Below are 20153 nucleotides of genomic sequence, written 5' to 3'. Positions count from 1 at the left end.
TCGCACGGTCGTCGCACGGTCGGCGCGTCTGAGCTGCGGGGACGCGGGTAGGGCCCCTGGCATGGACAACGAGCGGAGAACGGCGGGGGCCGTCATCGTCGTGGGGGCCGGGATGGCGGGGCTGGCCTGCGCGGTGCGGCTGCACGAGGCCGGCGTGCCGGTACGGGTGCTGGAGGCGTCCGACGGGGTGGGCGGCCGGGTGCGCACCGACGTCGTGGACGGGTTCCGGCTGGACCGCGGCTACCAGGTGTTCAACACCGCCTACCCCGAGGCCCGCCGGATGCTCGACCTGGACGCGCTCGACCTGCGCCCGTTCGCCTCGGGCATGATCGTCCAGGGGAGGCGGGCCAGGGCCAGGGTGATGCTGCCGTGGCGGCATCCCCGGCACGCGCTGAGCGGGCTGCTGACCGGCCTCGGCACGCCGCGCGACGACGCCGTGCTCGCCGCCCTCACGGCACGCGACCTGGTGCTGCCGGCGTCCCGGCTGCGCGGCGGGCCCGACCGGCGCACCGACGACGAGCTGCGCGCCTGGGGCATGTCGGAGAGGATGATCGACTGCCTGATGCGTCCCTTCCTGGCCGGGGTGCTCCTGGAACGCGACCTGGAGACCTCCAGCCGGATCTTCCACCTGTTCTGGCGGTCGTTCGCGCGCGGCACCATCGGGGTGCCCGCCCTCGGCATGGGCGAGATCCCGCGCCGGCTCGCCGACCGGCTGCCGCCGGGCACCGTCACGCTCGGCGCCCAAGTCACCGAGGTGAGCCCCGGCGGCGTGCGGCTCGCCGACGGCGCCACGGTCGGGGGCCGGGCCGTGGTGGTGGCCGCCGACCCGCGGGCCGCGGGCCGCCTGCTGAGCGAGATCGAGACGCCGGAGATGCGCGCGGTGACCACCTTCTACCACGCCGCGCCCCGATCCCCGATGCGCGAGCCGATCCAGATCGTGGACGCCACCGGGGCCGTCACGGACACCCTGGTGCTCACCGACGCGGCCCCGGGGTACTCCGCCGACGGGCGGGCCCTGGTGTCCACGTCGGTCCTGGGCCTGGCCGACGACGAACGCCCGGTGCGCCGCCGCCTGACCGAGATCTACGGCGACACCTCCGGCTGGGAGCACGTGGCGACGTACCAGGTGCCGGCGGCGCTGCCGGCGATGCGGCCGCCGTACCCGCTGCGCAGGCCGGTGCGGCTGCGCGCCGGCCTGTACGTGTGCGGCGACCACCGCGACACCGGCTCCCTGCAGGGGGCGCTGGTGTCCGGCCGGCGCGCGGCCGACGCCGTGCTCGGCGACCTCCCGTCGCTGCGCGCGGCCGACCTGACCGCCATCGACCGGGCGACCGTCTAGCGGCCCGGCCCGCCCGGCACGCCCGGCACGCGCTCACAGCGCTCACAGCGCTCACAGCGCGCGCAGAGCGCTCCGGGGGCCCGCTCATGGCTGGCGCAGGCCGTTGCGGGGCCCGCGGTCACAGTTCGCGCAGCGCCTGCATGGCCTCCCGTTCGATGCGGGCGAGGTCGTGCAGGACGGTTCCGGCCTGCTCCAGGTACGCCGCCTCGCGCCCCTCGCCGGCCTTGGCGATCAGGGCGGCCACCTCCGTCCACAGGGCGGCGGCCTCGGCGTACAGGCGGTGGCCGGCCCGCAGGCGGTCGTCGTCGACGAATGCGGCGCACTCGCCGAGGAAGTCCCGGTAGAGGGCCCGGAACAGGCCGCCGCCGGTGCCGCCCTTCTCCATGAGGAGGGCGGCCAGCGACAGGTCACGCGCGGGCTCCGCCACGCGGTCCAGCCACGTGGGCACCAGGCGGGCGGCCTTGTCGATGCCGCGGTGGCCCAGGTTGGCGATGGGCGCGGCGAGGAACGCCTCGGCGCACGCCCTGATCGCCGGGACGGCCCGCTCCCGCCAGGCGGGCGGACCGGCCGGCAGCGTGAGGGTGAAGGAACGGTTCCTGGCGGTCATCGGGCCGCGTTCGGCCCGCGCCGCCGCCAGGCTGTCCCGGCTCGTCCGCACCGCGCCGCCCTGTTGCGCGGTGTCCACCAGGTACGCCTGCCGCTCGTCGTAGCCGTACATCGCGACGACGTGGCCGCCGAAGTGCACCTTCGAGCCGAAGTAGTCCAGGTGGTAGCTGTCGAGCTGGAGGCCGACCGGCAGGCCGCCGTCGATGCGGGCGGCCACGTTCTCCCAGGCCCTGCGGGCCGAGCCGGTCTCGGCCACGTCCAGGGTCAGCCCGAGCCTTTCGGCCAGGTTCCTGGTGAGCTCGAACGGCTTGACCCGGCCGCCCAGGAACGGGACGTCCATGCCCTTGGCGTCCCAGTAGACGAAGGACAGGCCCGAGCCGAGCCCGAACAGCATGGGCTCGGACAGGTCGAGCCCCTGGTGGCGCAGCAGCACCCCCAGCGCCGTCGTCTCGCAGTGCTCCATGCCGCGAGCCTCGATGCCTTCCACGATGGTCATGCGCCGCTCTCCTCTGGCCGGTTCGATCATCGGACGCGGGGCCGCCGGCCGGTACGGCTCCGTCAGGCAGCCTGCCGCCTCCCACGGGGGGAGAGTCCATCGTCCCGCTCCCGCCGCGCGACGGCGGCGGCGGCCCGGCCGGGCGGCCCTCAACCGCCGGTGCGGCCCCGCCGGTCAGCTGTAGGCGCGGATCGTCCGGTCCAGCCAGTCCGCGTACGCCGGCACGCTGGTGTACAGACCGGGGCCTTCCGCGCAGGACGGGCTCTTGGCGCCGGGCCCCGAGGTGACCCCGATGAGCTCCCACCGGCCGTTCCTGCCCCGCTGCAGCTGCGGCGAGCCGGAGTCGCCGTTGCACGCCATCGCCTTGGGCACCCTGCTGACCGTGCACAGGCGGGTGCCGCTCGCGTATCCGGGCCCGCACTCGGACGGGGCGCCCCGGCGCGTGTCGAGCTGGTTGAGCCGCGGGGACATCTTCCAGTCGGCCGGGTCGGGCTTGGACTCGGTGACGCCGAAGCCGATGATCCGGGTCGGGGTGCCGGGCCGTCCCGGCCGCGCGGCGATCGGGACGGGCGCCTGGGTGACGGGACGGTCCAGGCGGACCAGGGCGATGTCGTTCCTGTTGGGGGTGTTCTGGGAATAGCGGGGGTGCGGCACGGCCTGGGCGATCTTGCGCACCTCCCCGCCCGACGTGCGCTGGTCGCTGCCGACGCGGACCGTGCCCTGCGGGATCGACCCGATCTCCATGTCCAGGCAGTGGGCGGCGGTCACCACCCACTGCGGCGCGATCAGGGCCGCTCCGCACACGCCGTCCGTGAGTCCCATGGCCGGGGCCGAGATCGGGATCGAGGCCATGAACGGGTACGCCTCCGTGGCCTTCCCGCCGTTGACGATCGCTCCGGCGCCGCCGGCGGTGACGGCGAGACAGGCGGCCCCCGCCACGGCGACGACGGCGGAACGGCCCAGGAGACGGCCAAGCGATTGACGACTAAACACCGGATTTATCCATTTCAGTGCGTGATTACGATGAAATCACGCTATCTGCGAAGAATTCGCCTCCATCAGTACGCCAGCACGCCAACCCGCGGTAGGGACAACCCCACTCCCCACGCGCTGCGGTTTTCCGCAGCAGGACTGGGCGGAGCACCGCATTCCGCCGTACGGCCGATCTTCCTAACGTTGACCGCATGATGCAGACGATGATGAACGTGCTGGTGGCGGCCACGATGGCGGCGGGCGGCCAGGGCGCCGGAGTAGGGCAGGAGCTGGCCGCGATCGTGGCGGGACAGGGCGCGACGGCGGCCCTCGCCCGGGTCACCGACGAGCGCGGCACCTGGACGGGCTCGGCGGGCGTCCGCGACGTCGAGCGCGGCGGACGCCCCTCGCCGGGCGGCTACTTCCGGATCGGCAGCGTGACCAAGACCTTCGTCGCCACCGTGGTGCTCCAGCTCGTGGACGAGGGAAAGCTGAACCTGGACGACCCGATCGCCGGCCACCTGCCCGGCCTGGTCCCCGGCGGCGACCGGATCACGGTCCGCGGCCTCCTCGACCACACCAGCCACCTGTACGACTACATGAGCGAGCCCGGCTACTCCACCAACCGCTGGCGCGGCGAGGCCCGCTTCCGCTCCTACCGGCCGGGCGAGCTGCTCAAGGTGGCCTTCGCCAAGAAGCTCCCCGACGACGGCAGATGGCACTACTCCAACACCAACTACGTGGTGCTCGGCCTGCTGGTGGAGAAGCTGACCGGGCACACGTACGGCGAGGAGGTCGCCCGCCGGATCCTGCGCCCGCTGGGCCTGCGCCACACGCTGGTCCCCGGCGACCGGGCGGGCCTGCCGTCCCCCCACGCCAAGGGGTACGAGCCGATGCCCGGCCTCGTGGACGCCACCCGGATGAACCCCTCGCTGGACTGGGCCGCGGGAGAGATGATCTCGACCGCCGCGGACCTGGAGCGGTTCATGTCGGCCCTGCTGGGCGGCAGGCTCACCAGCGCCGCCTCCCTGAAGGCCATGCGCACGACCGTCGAGACCGGCGCCGGGTTCCGCTACGGGCTCGGGCTGCAGGCGTACGCGCTGCCGTGCGGCACGGTGTGGGGGCACAGCGGGGAGCTGATCGGCTACCTGACGTTCGCGTTCCGCTCGGACTCGGGCAAGTCGCTGACCCTGTCGCTCAACCCCTCGACCAGGAACCCGTCCACGGCGGAGATCATGGGCATGGCCGTCAAGGTATTCTGCGGGACCTCGGGCTGAGCCGGCCCCTGACAGCACGAGGAGGTTCCGTGACCACTCCGACGGACGGCGGGACGGGCGAGCCGCCGCTCGCGGGCGCCTTCCGGCTCCCGGACGGCTCCTGGATCCGCGGCCGGGGCCTGCGCCACCCGCTGCCGGACGGCCCGGCGCCCGGCTTCGGCCTCTACCTCGGCTCGGCGCGGCTGACCCGCCGTCACGAGGACGCCCTGCGCTGGCCGCACGCGTGGATCGAGTGGCCCGACTTCCTGCTGCCCCGCGACCGTGACGCGGCCGTGGAGCGGATCCGCGACCTGCACCGGCGGGCGCGGGCGGGCGAGGCGGTCGAGGTGGCGTGCGGGGGCGGCGTGGGCCGCACCGGCACGGTCGTCGCCTGCCTCGCCGTCCTGGCGGGCCTCGACCCGGCCGACGCCGTCGCCTGGACGCGCGAGCACCACCACCCCCGGGCGGTCGAGACCCCGTGGCAACGCCGCTGGATCCTGCGCTTCCCTGGCCCGGCCCGGCGTTAGGCCGGTCCGCGCGGCCCTTCGCCGGCTCAGATCTCGGTGAGCAGGCCCTCTTCGAGGACCACGTCGAGCTGGAGCTCGCGGTATCCGGCGTCCTCGAACAGGACCGTCAGGCGGTCCTCGCCGCGCTGGATGACCTGGCCGGGCCCCCACGCGCGGTGTTCCACCCGGGCGTGCAGCGGGAAGGGGCCGCCCTCCCGGGGGGCCTGCTCGGCGGTCCCGGCGCGGCAGGTGTCGCAGTTGCCGCAGTTGTCGGCGAGCTCCTCGCCGAAGTAGCCGAGCAGGAAACGCCGGCGGCAGTCGGTGGTCTCGGCGTAGCGGCGCATCATCTCCAGCCGGCTGCGGTCGACGTCCCGGCGGCGCTCGGCCAGCTCCCTGGCGCGGCTCGCCGCCGCGCGGGGATCGAGGCCGGGCACGGGATCGACCTTGCGGGTGCCGAGCCGTACCGCGCCGGCTCTCTCCAGGAGGTCCAGCAGCGCGGTCAGGCGTCGCGCCGACAGTCCGGCGCGTTCGGCCAGGCCCTTGCGGTCGCTGCCGGGGCCGGACTCGGCGACCGCTTCGGCGACCCGCGCCAGCCGCTCCTCGTCGGGCGTCCCGCCGGTGAAGAAGCGCTGCAGCCCCAGGTCCTCGGGCCGGTAGAAGAGCACGGCTTCGGCCGGGTCGCCGTCCCGGCCCGCCCGGCCGATCTCCTGGTAGTACGCGTCCGGCGAACCGGGGATCTCGGCGTGCAGGACGAAACGCACGTCCGGTTTGTCGATGCCCATGCCGAAGGCGTTGGTCGCGACCACGACGTCCAGGTCACCGGTCATGAACCGGTCGTGCACGGCGTCCCGTTCGGCCCGGCGCAGCCCGGCGTGGTAGGCGGCGGCCCGTACGCCGGCCTCGGCCAGCAGCCCGCTCAGCCGGCCGGTCTGCCGGCGCGAGTTCGTGTAGACGATGCCGGGCTTCTTCGCCGCCGCGACGGTCGTGACGATGTCGTCGGCGGGGTCGTCGAGCGCCCGGCGCACCTCCAGCGAGATGTTCGGCCGGTCGAACCCCTGGACAATCTCCACCGGCTTGCGCATGCCCAGCCGCTCGGCGATCTCCGCCCGTACCGGCGGGGCGGCGGTCGCCGTCAGGGCCGCGACGACCGGACGGCCGAGCGCGTCGGCCACCGCGCCGAGCCGCAGGTAGTCGGGGCGGAAGTCGTGCCCCCAGGCCGAGACGCAGTGGGCCTCGTCCACCACCATGAGCGAGGGGCCCGCGGCGGCCAGCTCGCGCAGGACGTCGGGACGGGCGAGCTGCTCGGGCGCGCAGAACAGGAACTCCGTCTCCCCCGCCCGCAGCGCCTGGAACGTCTCCGCCCGCTCGGCGGCCCGCGTTCCGGCGTCCAGGCTGACGGCCTCCTCGTCGCGGTCGCGCAGGGCTTCGACCTGGTCGCGCTGCAGGGCGATGAGCGGCGAGACCACCAGGGTCGGGCCGCGCAGCAGCAACGCCGGCACCTGGTAGATCGCCGACTTGCCGCTCCCGGTGGGCATCACCACCAGCGTGTCCCTGCCCTCGGCCAGGGCCGTCATGGCCCGGAGCTGGCCGGGCCGCAGGTCGGTCAGGCCGAGCGCCTGCCTGGCCACCCGCTCGCATTCCGCCGCCGTGTCGCCCATCCGGTCCTCTCTGGTCGGGAAGACCGTTCCTCCTGCCCCGCCGGCCGGCCGGCATGTCAGCCGCCGGCCGTGATCTGGGTCATGGCCTGTTTCCGGCGTTCCGTCCCGGGCACCGGGCTTCACATGCGCAACCTCATGAAGGGCGCCGCGGGCGGCGCCGTGGCGACCGCGGCGATGAGCGTGGTGATGCTCGCCGGCAGCCGGGCGGGCCTGATGGAGGACCAGCCGCCGAAACGCATCGCGCGGGCGGTGCTGCCCGGCCACCGGCACCGGCCCAAACCGGGCGAGGGCGTCGTGGGGGCGCTGGCCCACCTGGGGTTCGGCGTCACCGCCGGAGCCCTGTACGGCCTGCTCACCCGCGGGCGCCGCACCCCGTCCGCGCTGGGCGTCGGGTACGCGCTGACGATCTGGATCGCCAGTTACGAGGGCTGGATCCCGAGCCTGGACATCCTGCCGCCGGTCTCCCGCGACCGGCCCGGCCGCCCCGCGGTGATGGCCCTCGGGCACGTCGTCTACGGATCGGCCCTCGCGGCGACCCTGAACCGGCTCAACGCCCGGACAGACCTCCGATGAGCGGTCGCGCCCGTCGGCCGCGGCGAGCGCGAAGAAGCGCCGGTAGAGGCGGCGGGCCAGGCCGCCGCCGCGCAGGCGTGGCGCGACGCCGACGAAGTGCACGTAGGCGAGGCCGGGCGTCGAGGGCGACAGGATCCCGACGAGGAACCCGGCCAGGCCGTCGCCGTCCTCGGCCACCAGGCTGGTGCGGTGGAAGTGGTCGAGGAACAGGCGCGGCAGCCCGGCGCTGATCGGCCGTCCCCACCAGCCGTCCAGCACGGCGACGATGCGGCCGTGGTCGTCGGGCTCGGCCGGCCGCAGGCGCGCCTGTCCGGGGTCGTTCAGGTTCATGATCACGTATCGTCCCGGCGCCACCGCGCGGCTGTCCAGACGCCGGGGTGAGGGCCGTCCGCACCTCCGATGTCTCCTCCGGGCCGAGTTAGTAAAGTTTCCTAAAGTTGGAGCGTTCCAAGATCTACAACTTGTTGACGGGCGTGACTCGCTGTGGGAACACGATGAAAAGCCGCTCACCCCCCAGGAGCCACCCGATGAACTCGTGGAAGCCCCGGTTATGCGTCCTCGCGCTGGTCGCGGGCGCGCTGGCCGTGCCCGCCGGACCCGCCGACGCCGCCCCCACCCGGTACGAGGCCGAGAACGCGACGCTCTCGCAGGGAGCCGTCGAGTCCAACCACACCGGCTACTCCGGCAGCGGCTTCGTGAACGGCGACAACGTCGCCGGCTCCTACACGGAGTGGACCGTCAACGCGCCCGGCGCCGGGACCGCCACGCTGGCCCTGCGTTACGCCAACGGCACCACCGGCGACCGGCCCGCCGACCTGGCCGTCAACGGCTCGGTCGTGGCCGCCTCCCGCGCCTTCGCCCCCACCGCGAACTGGGACACCTGGGCCACGGTCACGCTGACCGCCCAGGTCAAGGCGGGCCCCAACACGATCAGGGCCACCGCCGCCACCGCCGGCGGCAACCCCAACTGGGACTACCTCGACGCCGACGTCCAGGTCAGCGGCTTCACCGACTACCAGGCCGAGACCGCCACGATCGCGCGGGGCGTCGTGGAGTCCAACCACGCCGGCTACACCGGCTCCGGCTTCGTCAACTACGACAACGTGACCGGCTCGTACATCGAGTTCCAGGTCAGCGCGGCGGCCACCGGCCCGCAGAGCCTGACCTTCCGCTACGCCAACGGCACGACGATCGACCGGCCGCTGAGCGTCTCGGTGAACGGCGCCGCGAGCACCCGGTCCTTCCCCGGCACCGGCGCGTGGACCACCTGGAACGAGGTCACGCTCAACGCCACCCTGAACGCGGGCGCCAACACCGTACGCGCCACCGCGACCACCGCGGACGGCGGCCCCAACCTCGACCGGCTGCGCGTCAGCGGACCGGCCGACACCCAGAAGCCGACCGCGCCCGGCCAGCCGGTGTGCGGCGAGATCACCCACAACAGCCTGAAGCTGGACTGGCCGCCCGCCACGGACGACATCGGCGTCGTGGCCTACGACATCTACCAGCAGGGCCAGCTCATCGCCACCGCCCCCGCGCCGCCGGCGACGTTGACCGGGCTGACCCCGGACTTCGGCTACCAGCTGTCGGTGTTCGCCCGGGACGCCTCCGGCAACGTCTCGCTGAGCAGCCCCGAGGCCGCCTGCCACACCCTGCCCGCGCCGCCGGACGACCCGCCCTCGCCGCCCGGCCGGCCCGCGGTCAGCGGCGTGCAGCCCACGTCGGCGACCGTCACCTGGGCCGCCTCCACCGACGACGGCGGCGTGCGCGCCTACCTGGTCCGCGACCACGCCTCCGGCGCCGTGCTGGCCACCGTCACCGGCGCGCCGCCCGCCACCAGCACGAGCGTGCCGCTGGAGTGCGCGCGCACCTACCAGCTCGACGTCGTCGCCCGCGACACCGCCGGCCAGCTCTCCGCGCCGAGCCCGGCGTCGGCCTCGTTCACCACGGGCGCTTGCGGGACCGTGCCGCAGACGCCGACCTCCGTCGCGGGCGGCTGGGACGTGCCCTGGGACGCGTCCTGGACGCCGGACGGCTCGTTCGCGCTGGTCACCGAGCGGGACACGTTCAAGGTGTTCAAGGTGACACCGTCGGGCACGAAGACGCAGGTCGGGACCGTGCCGAACGTGCAGACCACCGACGGCGAGGGCGGCCTGATGGGCCTGGACCTCTCCCCCACCTGGAACGGCACGACCGACCAGGAGGTGTTCTTCATGCACACCGCCGCCGAGGGCAACCGCATCGCGAGGATGAACTTCAACGGCAGCACGCTCAGCGGCTACACCACGATCCTCCAGGGCATCGACAAGAACCGCTACCACAACGGCGGCCGCATCCGCTTCGGCCCCGACGGCTACCTGTACGCCACCACCGGCGACGCCCAGCAGTCGGCCAACGCGCCCAACCTGAACTCGCTCAACGGCAAGATCCTGCGCCTGACCAGGACCGGCGCCGCCGCGCCCGGCAACCCGTTCGGCACCCGCGTCTACAGCTACGGCCACCGCAACCCGCAGGGCCTGGCCTGGGACTCCGCCGGCCGGCTGTGGTCGTCGGAGCTGGGCAACTCCGCGCGCGACGAGCTCAACCTGATCCAGCCCGGCAAGAACTACGGCTGGCCCACCTGCGAGGGCACCTGCACCACCTCTGGCATGACCAACCCCAAGTACACCTGGGGCGTCGCCGAGGCCTCGCCGAGCGGCATCGCGATCGTCGGCAACACGGTCTTCATGGCGGCGCTGCGCGGGCAGCGGCTGTGGCGCATCGTCCTGAACGGCGAGAACGTCTCGACGGTCAACTCCTACTTCAACGGCACGTACGGCAGGCTGCGCCTGGTCGAGAAGGTACCGGGCGCCGCCGCCATCTGGTTCGGCTCGACCAACTCCGACAACAACGGCGACGGCAGCGCCGACACGATCCGCCGCTCCGCCATCCAGTAGCCCCCCACCCCCCGAGGGAGTGACCGTGCCCGCAACCCGCTTACGCACCCTCGTCCCGGTCGCCGCCGCGTGCCTGGCCGTCTCCGCGCTCGTGGCGCTGCCCGCGCGCGCGGCGACCGTGCGCTACGAGGCCGAGAACGCCACCAACGTCCAGGGCGCCGTCGAGGCAAACCACGCCGGGTTCTCCGGCACCGGCTTCGTCAACAGCGTCAACGCGGCCGGCCCGTACACCGAATGGACCGTCAACGCCCCGGCGGCCGGCACCGCCACGCTGGCCATCAGGTACGCCAACGGCACCGGCTCCGCCCGCGTCGCCGACGTCTCGGTCAACGGCACGGTCGTGTCCGCCGGGCGTTCGTTCGGCGCGACCGCGAACTGGGACACCTGGGCGACCTCCACCCTCACCGCCGCCCTGAACCGGGGCGACAACAAGATCCGGGTCACCGCCGCGTCCGCGGGCGGCAACCCCAACCTCGACTTCCTGGAGGCCACGACCGCCGACGCCCCGGCCACCGAGTACCAGGCCGAGGCGGCGACGCTGACGGGGGCGAGCGTGGCCACCAACCACGCCGGCTACACCGGCGCCGGGTTCGTCGACTACGTCAACGCCCCCGGCGGCTCGATCGAGTGGTCGGTCAACGTCGCCGAGGCCGGCAGCCACACGCTGACCTTCCGCTACGCCAACGGCACCGCCGCCGGCCGCCCGATGGACGTCGCCGTCAACGGCGTCACCGCGGTGACCGGCCTGGCCTTCCCCGGCACCGGCAGCTGGGACACCTGGGCCGACGTCCGCGCCACGGTGACGCTGAACGCGGGCGTCAACACCGTCCGCGCGACCGGGACCGGCGCCGAGGGCGGCCCGAACGTGGACAGGCTGTCGGTCAGCGGCGCCGGCGGCGCCGACGGCCAGGCGCCCACGGTGCCGGCGAGCCCGCGGGTGACCGGCGTCTCGGCCACCGGCATCTCCCTGGCCTGGACGGACTCCACCGACAACGTGGGCGTCACCGGCTACCGCGTCTACGAGGGCACGACCGTGGTGGCGACCTCGCCCACCGCGAGCGCCACGGTGGCGGGGCTGGCCGCCGGGTCCACGCACACGTACACGATCACGGCGGTGGACGCGGCGGGCAACGAGTCCGGGCACAGCGCCGCGGTCACCGGCACCACGACCGGCGGCGCCGGCGGGCCCACCGCCGACCAGCTGCTCGCCAAGGTCACCACGTGCGCCCAGATCTCCAACGGCAAGTACAAGACCGACTCCGACGTCTCCTCCGGGACCGTCGCGGTGTGCGGCAAGACCGGCGGCGTGTTCTGGAAGGGCGACCTGGACATCGACTGCGACGGCGTGCGGACCGCGCAGTGCAACGAGAACACCGACTGCTGCTTCCAGGCCGAGACGTTCTGCCACACCACCTCGGACACGCCGCTCAACGCCGCGCAGCTCCCGTACGTGGTGGTGCCGAGCCCCAGCTCGATCTGGGACTACCGGACCAAGGGCATCGGCTGCGGGACGGTGGTGGCGGTCATCTACAACGGCCAGGTCGAGTACGCGGTCACGGGCGACACGGGCCCGTCGGGGATCATCGGTGAGGCCTCCTACCGCACCGCCGCCGACCTGGGCATCAATCCCGACCCGAGCAACGGCGGCACCGACTCCGGCGTCACGTACATCGTGTTCACCGGCTCCGGGACGAAGGTGGCGGCCATCGAGAACCACGACCAGGCCGTGACGCTGGGCCGGACCCTCGCCCAGCGGTTCATCGACCAGAACTGACCCACCCCGCCATGCCCCGATTCGTCCGCGATAAAACGGCAGCTAGCTGGACAGAACAGGGGTTATGGCAAGATCTGCGCTGGTCGTCATCGACATGCTGAACCCGTACGAGCACCAGGACGCCGAGCGGCTCGCCCGGCAGGTGGAGCCGATCGTCGAGCCGCTCGCGGACCTGGTGGCGCGGGCCCGCGAGCGGGACGACGTCGAGCTGGTGTACGTCAACGACAACTACGGCGACTTCGCCGCCGACCGGCGGGAGATCGAGGAGCGGGCGATGAAGGGCCGGCGGCCCGACCTGGTGCAGCCGGTCCTGCCGCCGTCGGGGTGCGCGTTCCTGCCCAAGGTGCGGCACAGCGCCTTCTTCGGCACGGCGCTGGAGTACCTGCTGTCGCAGAGCGGGGTGGAGCGGGTCGTCCTGGCCGGGCAGGTGACGGAGCAGTGCGTGTTGTACAGCGCGCTGGACGCGTACGTGCGGCACTACGAGCTGACCGTGCCGCCCGACTGCGTGGCGGCCATCCACCACGATCTCGGGCAGGCTGCGCTGAACATGATGGAACGCAACATGTCCGCCCGGCTCACCCCGTCCGGCGAATGCTTCACCCGATGAGCCGGGCCGTGCGGTCGGCGACGAGCTGCGGCTGCTCGGCCTGGACCAGATGGCCCGAGAGGACGTCCTCGTGGCGTCCGTCGGGCAGGCTGTCGGCGTAGCGGCGCTGGTGCTCGCGGTTGGCGGCGTGCTGACGCTCCCGCCCTCGCGCGGCGCGGGTCACCGACAACACGATCGTCGGGCAGCTCGGCGGCCGAGGCGGTCGCGCCCGGAACTCCGGGATGGCGGCGGCCACGGCCCGGATCTCCTGGCGCGTCCGGGCGATGCCGGCGGGGGTGAAGTCCTCGGCGAGCATGGTCCGGTAGGTGTCGGCGGGGAACAGCCGCCGGACGTTCCCGCTGAACAGCCGCGCCGGCGGACGGAACCGGCTGGGCAACACCCCGGCCCCCGGCCGCGCCCCCTACCTGCTCAGCGCGATCCTGTTCCCCTCCGGCGAGCCGCCCGCGCACGGAACCGGCCGGTAGCCCGAGGTCGTCCTCATCCCGGGCAGGCGCGGCACGCCTTTCGGAGCGGTTTCACGGAATATCCGGCCGAATGTCGTATCAGGGTGCTTAGGATTTGCGGCGGGGGGGCCGGTACCGGCCAACGGGATGAATCAGGCGGTGACCATGGGCGAGTCCTTCGGGCTGCACGTGCCGATCGGTACGAACCTGGGTCACCTGCGGCGCCTGGTGGGCGAGTTCGCCCTGGAGTCGGGGCTCGACAGGCAGCGGGTGGAACGGCTGGTGCTGGCGGTCAGCGAGGCGGCCGGCAACGTCCTGGAACACGCCCGGGCGCCCGGCACGGTGAGCGCCCGCAGCGACGAGGACGGCGTGACCGTGCACGTGATCGACGAGCGCGGCACCCTGACGAACGCCCACCTCAACCGCGTCCCGGCCTGGCCGCCGCAGCGCGGCATGGGGTTGTGGATGATACAGCGCGTGTGCGACCGGGTGACGCTCGACCATCCGGACGGCCGGTCCCGGCTGGAGCTGTTCATGCGCCGCGTCCCCGCCGACCAGGACGGCCAGCCGTGAACCCGCGCCCTCGCCCGGCTCCAGCGGCACCGCCGTGCTGCGGAAGCGGTGGCCGCCGGCCTGCGGGGCTGGTCATGCGACCAGGTCGGCACGCGGAAAATCGGGTGCGCCACGGCGGCGGCCGGTGTTGCATGTCCGGATGATCGACGAACCGCTGGACCGCCTCCGCGCCGCCGCACGACGTACCCGCGAACTGGCCCTGGAACGGGGGGCCACCGGCGTCGGCCACGAGGACGCCGACGACGACGCCGGCACCGTCGCCACCGACGGCGCGCTCGGCTTCGACCCGTTCCCCCTGCTCGAAGCCCTGCACCGGCATCGCGTCCGGGCCGTGGTGATCGGGCAGGTCGCCGGCATCATGCACGGCTCGGCCGAGCTGACCGGCGACCTCGACCTGCTCTGGGACGGCCGCCCCGCCCAGGCCCCGGCCCTGGCCGCCGCCTTCGCCTCGGTCGGCGCCCGGCTCGCCGACGAGACGGGCGGCCCGCTGCCCGTGCACCCGGACTCCCTGCTGCGCCCGAAGACGCGATTCACCTCCCCCGGAGCCGGCGGCGACTGCTGCACCCCGGCGCTGCCCTGGGGCGGGCTTCGGGTCGGCGAGTGCCTGGACCGCGCGGTGACCGCGACCGGCCCCGGCGGCCTGGAGGTCCACTACGTCTCGCGGGAGGACCTGATCCGGATGCGCCGCGCCCTGGGCCGGCCCAAAGACCTGCGCCGGGCGGCCGAACTGGAGGCGTGAGCGGCGGCGTCCCGGCCGGAAAACGAGTCGTCGGGCCGGCGGCGGTGGAGTAGGTTCGCCGTTCATGACCCCCACTCTGCGCACCGAGCGGCTGCTGCTGGAGCCGTACGTCCCCGCCGACGAGGACGCGTTCGTCGCCATGTTCCAGGATCCGCGGGTCACGCGCTGGATGGGGGACGGCACCGCCACCGAGGCCGAGGACCGCGCGCTGTTCGGCCGCATCTTCAGCAAGGTCTACGCCCAGGACCTGTTCGCCGTCTGGGCCGTCCGCCGGGACGGCGAGCTGGTCGGGCACGCCGAGATCAAGCCGACCGACACCGTGTCGGGCCACGAGCTCATCTACGCGCTGGTCCCCGCGGTGTGGGGGGCGGGCCTGGGCCGGGAGCTGGCCGAGGCGATCGTCGGCCACGGCTTCGACGCCCTCGGCCTGACCGAGGTGCACGCCACCGTCGCGGCGGACAACCTCGCCTCGCTGGCCGTGCTGCGCAAGCTCGGCTTCGAGCACGTACGCGACATCACCGAGGACGACGGCGGCACCACCCGCGTGCTGACCCGCCGCCGTCCGCCGGTCACTCCACCGCGCCCGTCCGCGTGAGCAGGTCCTGGTACCAGGGGTCGTACGGATGGTTGGTGGCCGGGTAGTTCGCCGGCGGATCGGTCGCCTGGCCCGCCGAGTCGAAGTCCCAGCCGCGGACGAGCCGGCCCGCCCGCCGCGCCTCGGTGATGAACGACGACTGCCCGGCGGGCGCGGCGTAGAACAGCGCGTCCTGCCGCAGCTCCGCGCTGTCGCCCTGCTGGAACTCGGCGAAGGCGACCTGCCGGTGGCGGATGCGGTCGCCGGTGAACGCGCCGGTGTCCACCCGCAGGGTCCGCGACGGGGTCGGGCCGTCGGCGCCGGTCCACACGTGCACGCGGGGCGCGCCGCCGTAGGAGGTGGTCTTGTCGTGGCGGGCGTCGGAGGTCCTGGCGTTGCCGCTCCACGTGACGCTCGCCGCGCCGGCGTCGAGCGTGCCGGACCACTCCCAGTTCTGGCTGTTGCTCTGGCTGCGGTGGATCTCCCGGAGCCGGGTCCCGTTCGCGTCGGTGAAGCGGATCGTCGGCAGCACGCCGTTGTCGTACTGGCGGCTGGCGGACCAGGTGATCTCGCCGGCGGCGTCCAGGCGTCCCACGCGGTACCAGAGCGTGGTGGCGTTCTGCGACTGGTGGACCTCGACCAGGTCGCCGTCGTCGTTGAGGGCGACGGCGGGGGTGACGCCGCTGTCGTACCTGCCGTGGCGCAGCCAGGTCACCCGGCCGTCGGCGCCGTACACGCCGGTCCAGTACCACAGCGCTCCGGCGCCCGAGTCGTGCACCTCCACGACCTGGCCGCGGGTGTTGGCCGCGACGGCCGGGTTGGCGCCGAGGTCGCGCTTGTACAGCGTGCGGGTCGTGCCGTCGCCGGAGATCACGGCGAGCACGCGGCCGCGCAACGCGTCCACGGCAGGCGGGCCGGCCGGGTAGTCCTCGGCCCGCAGCAGCCGCGGCCCGAAGGCGGCGACGAGCTCGTCGTTCAGCGCGGCCGGGTTGCCCGCGGCGTAGGACGGGTTGTCGGTCAGGTCGTCCTTGAGGTCGAGGGCGACGACGATCGGCGCGGCCGTGGGATGCGCCGCCGACCAGCCGGCGATCACCGCGAGCCAGTCGCCGAGGAGGTTGGAGGCCGGGTTGCCCGCGTGGTCCACCTCGTCGCCGGGGGCGTCGTGGCCGACGGAGTAGTCGCGGGCGGTGGCGTACCCGTTGTCGTGCACGTCCAGCTCGACGAAGCGCACGCCGTGGTCGAGCTGGTAGGCGATCGAGTTCCTGGCGCCGGCGAGGTTGCCCGAGTAGCTGTTGTGCGTGGCGCGGAAGACCGCCGAGGGTAACGGCACGTCCGCCGCCGCCTCGGCCGATCCGCCGGCCGCCAGGACCGAGACCGCGGCGGCGAGGGCTGACAGGACGGCTCTCGAACGTGGCATGCGCTGATCCTCACGTCGGAGGGCGATTGCTCCCAGGCAATACGATCAGGGCCCGCCGGCCAACCCCGCCGGACGAACCGGCGGGGCGGCACGGAGTGACCTGGCCTGGCGCGGCGCGTCGGAGGTCAGCGGTCCTCGTGGACGCGGCCGAACTCGACCGCGGGCGCGCTGCCGGCGAAGTTGCGGTCCACCTCGGCCCGCTCGGCCCCGCTGGGGGTGGCGTTCGTGCAGCTCACGGGCGCGCTGGAGCCGGACATCAGGTCGCCGCAGAGCCCGGTGCGCCGGTCCGGCAGGCCGAGGATGTGGCCGATCTCGTGGGTGGCGATACGCAGCGGGTAGTAGCCCTGGTCGACCGCCTGGCGGCCCATCCAGATCGTGCCGCGGCCGAGGCTGGTGGGCAGCGTCCTGGGCCAGTTGTTGTCGGCCAGGACGACGAAGCTCGCGGGCGTGCCCCGCATGAGCCGGACGTTCACCACGTTCGCGTTCCAGACCTGGGCGGCCTGGTCGATCACGGTGACGAACTCCGCCGACCGGGAGGCGTCGTACCGCAGCACCCGGACCAGCACGGCGGCCTGGGCCGGGGAGGTGACCAGCAGGAAGGAGAGGGCGAGGACGACGGAGAGCGTGACACGGAGAGACCTTGACACGGATCCTCCTCCAGAAGTTGGGGGGTCCTGTCACGGTAGGCGCGCAGCGAGGGGTCGGAAAAGTAGCTATTAGTGCATATTGCCGCGATATGCCGACGACAGCCGAGGCTCGCCGATCCGGGCGATACTGAGCGGTTTGCGAGCATAAAAGGAAGATTGTCCTGAGTTGATCAGGGCAGTGGGGCCGGGATGTCCACCCCCGATCTCGTCCTGGCCCTCGGCGGCGCCGCCGCGCTGCTCGCCGCCGTCCTGCCCGGCCTGCTCGCCCGCCGGGCCTTCTCCCCTCCCCTGGTCTACCTGCTCGGCGGCATGGGGCTGTACCTGCTGCCGATCGGGCTGCCCGAGCCCGATCCCGTCGCCCGCCGGGCGGCCGTCGAGCACATCACCGAGATCTGCGTGCTGGTCTCGCTCATGGGCGCGGGGCTGGCGCTCAACCGGCGGATCGGGTTACGGAGCTGGTCGACGACCTGGCGGCTGCTCGGCTGGGCGATGCCGCTGACCGTCGCCGGGGTCACGGCGGCGGCGACCGGCGTGCTGGGCTGGCCCCTCGCCGCCGCGCTGCTGCTCGGGGCGGTGCTCGCGCCGACCGACCCGGTGCTCGCCTCCGACGTCAGCGTGGGCGAGCCGGCCGACGCCGAGAACGCCGACGACGAGGTCCGCTTCGCCCTCACCTCGGAGGCGGGCCTGAACGACGGCCTGGCCTTCCCCTTCGTGTACGCCGCCATCGCCCTGGCCACCGCCGGCGGCCTGGGCTGGACGGGCGAGTGGGCGCTGACGGACGTGCTCTACCGGATCGTCGCCGGGGTCGTCTGCGGCCTGCTGATCGGCCGCCTGCTCGGCCGGCTGTTCTTCCACTCCCCCGCCGAGGAGCTGCGCCTGGCCGAGCGCCGCGACGGCTTCGTGGCCCTGGGCGCCACCCTGCTCGCCTACGGCGTCACCGAGCTGGTCAGCGGCTACGGCTTCATCGCCGTGTTCGTCGCCGCCTGCGCCATCCGCCGGGTCGAGCACGGCCACGGCTACAACAACGTCCTGCACGGCTTCGTCGAGCAGCTCGAACGGCTCTTCACCTCCTGGCTGCTGCTCCTGCTCGGCGGATTCGTCGCCGCCGGCGGCCTGGCCCCGCTCACCTGGCGCGGCGCCCTCGTCGGGGCGCTGCTGATCCTGGTCATCCGCCCGCTGGCGGGCTGGCTCTCCCAGGTCCGGGGCCCGGCCGGCCCCCGCGAGCGCCGGGTCATCTCGCTGTTCGGCATCCGGGGAGTGGGTTCGCTGTTCTACCTGGCGTACGCGCTGGGTCACGCCGACTTCGGCGTGCCGCCCGAGGAGCTGTGGGCGGTGACGGCCTTCACCGTGGTGCTCTCGGTCGTCCTGCACGGCATCACCGCGACCCCGGCCATGACCCGCCTCGACGCCCTCCGCGAGCGCCTGACCTCGGGCGCCCGGGGGTAGGACGCGGCCTCGCGGAGAGGGGGCCGCGAGGCCGCGTCACCATCCGGCTACCGCAGGACGGACGTCCACCCCGGGCGGCCGGGCAGCGGGCTCGGGCTCGGGACCCGCCTGAGCGACAACTCGCCCGGCGGTACGGCCGGGCAGCGGGCGCCCCTGGCGGGCAGCTCACGGGAGACCAGGTAGCGGTCGAAGGCGGCCGTCGTGCACTCGCCGCGCCCGTAGATGCCGTGCCCCCAGCCTTCGTAGGTCAGCAGGCGGGCCTGCCGGCCGGCCTGCAGCGCCGTGGAGGCCGCCCACACGTACGGCGTGGCCGGGTCGTGCAGGGCGTTGCCGAGCAGGAGCGCCGGCGAGCCGTCCACCCTGAGCCGGTGCTGCCGGTTGGGCGTGGCCGTGCCCTGGCAGGCCAGCGCGAGCGGGTGCGCCGCGGCGCTGACCAGCATGTCCGGCGCGAGGGCCGCCGACCTGCGCAGCAGCCGGTCCCAGTCGCGGTAGCCGCGGACGGGCAGCGCGTAGTCCTGGCAGAAGACGAAGCTCGCGTCGTTGACCGTCTCCCCGGCGGCCCGGACGGGCGGCGCGAGGAGCGGGCTGACCGGGCCGGCGCCGCTCTCCATGGCGGCCAGCAGCTCGGCGAGCTGGCTCCAGGCCGGGCCGTAGAACGCGCCGAAGGCCAGGCCGATGAGGTCGAGCCTGCGCAGCTTGACGTCCGGCTGCCCGGGGAAGGTCAGCTCGCCCCGCTCCGCCCTGGCCAGCAGCTCGTGCCACACCGCGCGGACGTCCCTGCCGTGCAGCGCGCACGAGTCGGTCCGGCCGCACCAGGCCACGAACTCGTCGAAGGAGTCCTGGGAGGTCCAGGCCTCGGTGTCCAGGAACGCCTGGGTGCCCAGGCTGTGGTCCATGTTGCTGTCCAGCGCGAGGGCGCGGACGCGGCGCGGGTAGCGCTCGGCGTAGAGCTGGCCGATCAGGGTGCCGTACGAGACGCCGTAGTAGGTCAGCTTGTCGTCGCCGAGCGCGGCGCGCAGGGCGTCGAGGTCGCGGATCACGTACCCGGTGTGGACGTTGTCGAACAGCGGGCCGGTGCGCCGGCGGCAGTCCTCGCTGTAGCGCCGGTTGAAGGCGAGCAGGGCGTCCCAACCGGCCTGGTCCTTGATCGACAGCGGGTCGGGCGCCTGCTGGGCCAGCTCCAGCGAGCAGGTGACGGGATGGCTGCGGCCCACGCCGCGCGGGTCGAAGCCGACCACGTCGAAGCGGCTGGTGATCTCGGGGGTGAAGCCGAGCCAGTTGTTCACCACGGCGTCCACGCCGGAGCCGCCGGGGCCGCCGGGGTTGATCACCAGCGACCCCATGCGGGCGGCCGGGTCGCTCGCCCGGCGCCGGGCCAGGGCCAGCTCGAACGTCCCGGCGCGCGGATCGTTCCAGTCGACCGGCACGGTCAGCGTCCCGCAGTCGGCCGCGGGATCCTCCGCGCACGGCGTCCACCGCACGGCCGGGGCGGTGGTGGCGGCCGCTGCCGCGGGGACCGGCGCGAGCGGCGCCGCGAGGGCCGATAAGAGGGTGAGGATCAGGACTGGTCTTCGCATCGCGACTCCAATCG

The 20153-nt window shown here is 73.8% G+C and carries 18 protein-coding genes and 1 pseudogene; 11 read left to right on the top strand and 8 right to left on the bottom strand.

All coding sequences use genetic code 11. The features are described from left to right. Positions 1 to 61: 61 nt before the first annotated feature. Positions 62 to 1339 carry an NAD(P)/FAD-dependent oxidoreductase gene (locus AB0J76_RS14270; protein WP_352325836.1) on the top strand — a complete coding sequence of 426 codons (1278 nt, stop codon included), beginning with the start codon at positions 62 to 64 and terminating at the stop codon, positions 1337 to 1339. Positions 1340 to 1457: 118 nt separating this feature from the next. Here AB0J76_RS14270 and AB0J76_RS14265 read toward each other — a convergent pair whose 3' ends face one another. Both AB0J76_RS14265 and AB0J76_RS14260 read right to left on the bottom strand, forming a co-directional pair. Continuing rightward, positions 1458 to 2441 carry a BtrH N-terminal domain-containing protein gene (locus AB0J76_RS14265; protein WP_352325837.1) on the bottom strand — a complete coding sequence of 328 codons (984 nt, stop codon included), beginning with the start codon at positions 2439 to 2441 and terminating at the stop codon, positions 1458 to 1460. Between the two features lie 174 nt (positions 2442 to 2615). Further along, on the bottom strand, positions 2616 to 3434 hold the full coding sequence (locus tag AB0J76_RS14260) for a serine protease (RefSeq protein WP_352325838.1): 819 nt from the start codon (positions 3432 to 3434) through the stop codon (positions 2616 to 2618). A 191-nt stretch (positions 3435 to 3625) separates the two neighbouring features. Between AB0J76_RS14260 and AB0J76_RS14255 the strand changes: the two genes are divergently transcribed. Both AB0J76_RS14255 and AB0J76_RS14250 read left to right on the top strand, forming a co-directional pair. Continuing rightward, a complete protein-coding gene (locus tag AB0J76_RS14255) occupies positions 3626 to 4690 on the top strand; it encodes a serine hydrolase domain-containing protein (protein WP_352325839.1) in 1065 nt (354 codons plus the stop codon). Positions 4691 to 4719: 29 nt separating this feature from the next. Then, a complete protein-coding gene (locus tag AB0J76_RS14250; protein ID WP_352325841.1) occupies positions 4720 to 5196 on the top strand; it encodes a protein-tyrosine phosphatase family protein in 477 nt (158 codons plus the stop codon). A 26-nt stretch (positions 5197 to 5222) separates the two neighbouring features. Here the strand turns inward: AB0J76_RS14250 and AB0J76_RS14245 are convergent, their stop codons facing one another. Next, positions 5223 to 6833, bottom strand: coding sequence for a RecQ family ATP-dependent DNA helicase (locus AB0J76_RS14245; RefSeq protein WP_352325844.1), 1611 nt, complete (start codon positions 6831 to 6833; stop codon positions 5223 to 5225). Between the two features lie 123 nt (positions 6834 to 6956). Between AB0J76_RS14245 and AB0J76_RS14240 the strand changes: the two genes are divergently transcribed. Then, positions 6957 to 7406, top strand: a complete 450-nt coding sequence (locus tag AB0J76_RS14240; protein ID WP_352325845.1) for a DUF6789 family protein — start codon at positions 6957 to 6959, stop codon at positions 7404 to 7406. 18 nt (positions 7407 to 7424) lie between these two features. Here AB0J76_RS14240 and AB0J76_RS14235 read toward each other — a convergent pair. Further along, a pseudogene (locus AB0J76_RS14235) lies at positions 7425 to 7736 on the bottom strand (GNAT family N-acetyltransferase); the annotation flags it as partial. Between the two features lie 197 nt (positions 7737 to 7933). Between AB0J76_RS14235 and AB0J76_RS14230 the strand changes: the two are divergent. From AB0J76_RS14230 to AB0J76_RS14220, 3 genes are all read left to right on the top strand, one after another. Continuing rightward, positions 7934 to 10342: a PQQ-dependent sugar dehydrogenase gene (locus tag AB0J76_RS14230; protein WP_352325842.1), complete on the top strand. Its 2409-nt coding sequence runs from the start codon at positions 7934 to 7936 to the stop codon at positions 10340 to 10342. Positions 10343 to 10367: 25 nt separating this feature from the next. After that, entirely contained in the window at positions 10368 to 12116 is a 1749-nt protein-coding gene (locus AB0J76_RS14225) for a CBM35 domain-containing protein (RefSeq protein ID WP_364389594.1), read from the top strand. 64 nt (positions 12117 to 12180) lie between these two features. Beyond that, a complete protein-coding gene (locus AB0J76_RS14220; protein WP_352328380.1) occupies positions 12181 to 12723 on the top strand; it encodes an isochorismatase family cysteine hydrolase in 543 nt (180 codons plus the stop codon). On the opposite strand, the gene AB0J76_RS14215 is transcribed toward AB0J76_RS14220, so the two are convergent. Next, positions 12713 to 13102, bottom strand: coding sequence for a hypothetical protein (locus AB0J76_RS14215; protein ID WP_352328381.1), 390 nt, complete (start codon positions 13100 to 13102; stop codon positions 12713 to 12715). The two genes, AB0J76_RS14220 and AB0J76_RS14215, sit on opposite strands and share 11 nt — an antisense overlap. A 211-nt stretch (positions 13103 to 13313) precedes the next feature. On the opposite strand from AB0J76_RS14215, the gene AB0J76_RS14210 reads away from it, so the two are divergent. The 3 genes from AB0J76_RS14210 to AB0J76_RS14200 all read left to right on the top strand — a co-directional run bounded on the left by AB0J76_RS14210 (position 13314) and on the right by AB0J76_RS14200 (position 15073). After that, positions 13314 to 13739 carry an ATP-binding protein gene (locus AB0J76_RS14210; RefSeq protein ID WP_352328382.1) on the top strand — a complete coding sequence of 142 codons (426 nt, stop codon included), beginning with the start codon at positions 13314 to 13316 and terminating at the stop codon, positions 13737 to 13739. A 139-nt stretch (positions 13740 to 13878) separates the two neighbouring features. Further along, positions 13879 to 14478 (top strand): hypothetical protein, encoded by a 600-nt coding sequence (locus AB0J76_RS14205; protein WP_352328383.1) that lies wholly within the window; start codon positions 13879 to 13881, stop codon positions 14476 to 14478. A gap of 64 nt (positions 14479 to 14542) precedes the next feature. Next, positions 14543 to 15073 carry a GNAT family N-acetyltransferase gene (locus AB0J76_RS14200; protein ID WP_352328384.1) on the top strand — a complete coding sequence of 177 codons (531 nt, stop codon included), beginning with the start codon at positions 14543 to 14545 and terminating at the stop codon, positions 15071 to 15073. Here the strand turns inward: AB0J76_RS14200 and AB0J76_RS14195 are convergent. Both AB0J76_RS14195 and AB0J76_RS14190 read right to left on the bottom strand, forming a co-directional pair. Continuing rightward, positions 15048 to 16469, bottom strand: a complete 1422-nt coding sequence (locus AB0J76_RS14195) for a hypothetical protein (protein ID WP_352328385.1) — start codon at positions 16467 to 16469, stop codon at positions 15048 to 15050. The genes AB0J76_RS14200 and AB0J76_RS14195 overlap by 26 nt on opposite strands. A gap of 125 nt (positions 16470 to 16594) precedes the next feature. Continuing rightward, positions 16595 to 17116, bottom strand: coding sequence for a snapalysin family zinc-dependent metalloprotease (locus AB0J76_RS14190; RefSeq protein WP_352328386.1), 522 nt, complete (start codon positions 17114 to 17116; stop codon positions 16595 to 16597). A gap of 189 nt (positions 17117 to 17305) precedes the next feature. Between AB0J76_RS14190 and AB0J76_RS14185 the strand changes: the two genes are divergently transcribed. Next, positions 17306 to 18562 (top strand): cation:proton antiporter, encoded by a 1257-nt coding sequence (locus AB0J76_RS14185; RefSeq protein ID WP_352328387.1) that lies wholly within the window; start codon positions 17306 to 17308, stop codon positions 18560 to 18562. 47 nt (positions 18563 to 18609) lie between these two features. Here the strand turns inward: AB0J76_RS14185 and AB0J76_RS14180 are convergent, their stop codons facing one another. Then, the gene (locus AB0J76_RS14180) at positions 18610 to 20139 is read right to left on the bottom strand and encodes an alpha/beta fold hydrolase (RefSeq protein WP_364389590.1); all 1530 of its coding nucleotides are present in this window, start codon (positions 20137 to 20139) and stop codon (positions 18610 to 18612) included. Positions 20140 to 20153 lie beyond the last annotated feature (14 nt).

Source organism: Nonomuraea sp. NPDC049624 (assembly GCF_040675255.1).
GTDB lineage: Bacteria > Actinomycetota > Actinomycetes > Streptosporangiales > Streptosporangiaceae > Nonomuraea.
This window is presented reverse-complemented; position numbering and strand designations above follow the sequence as displayed.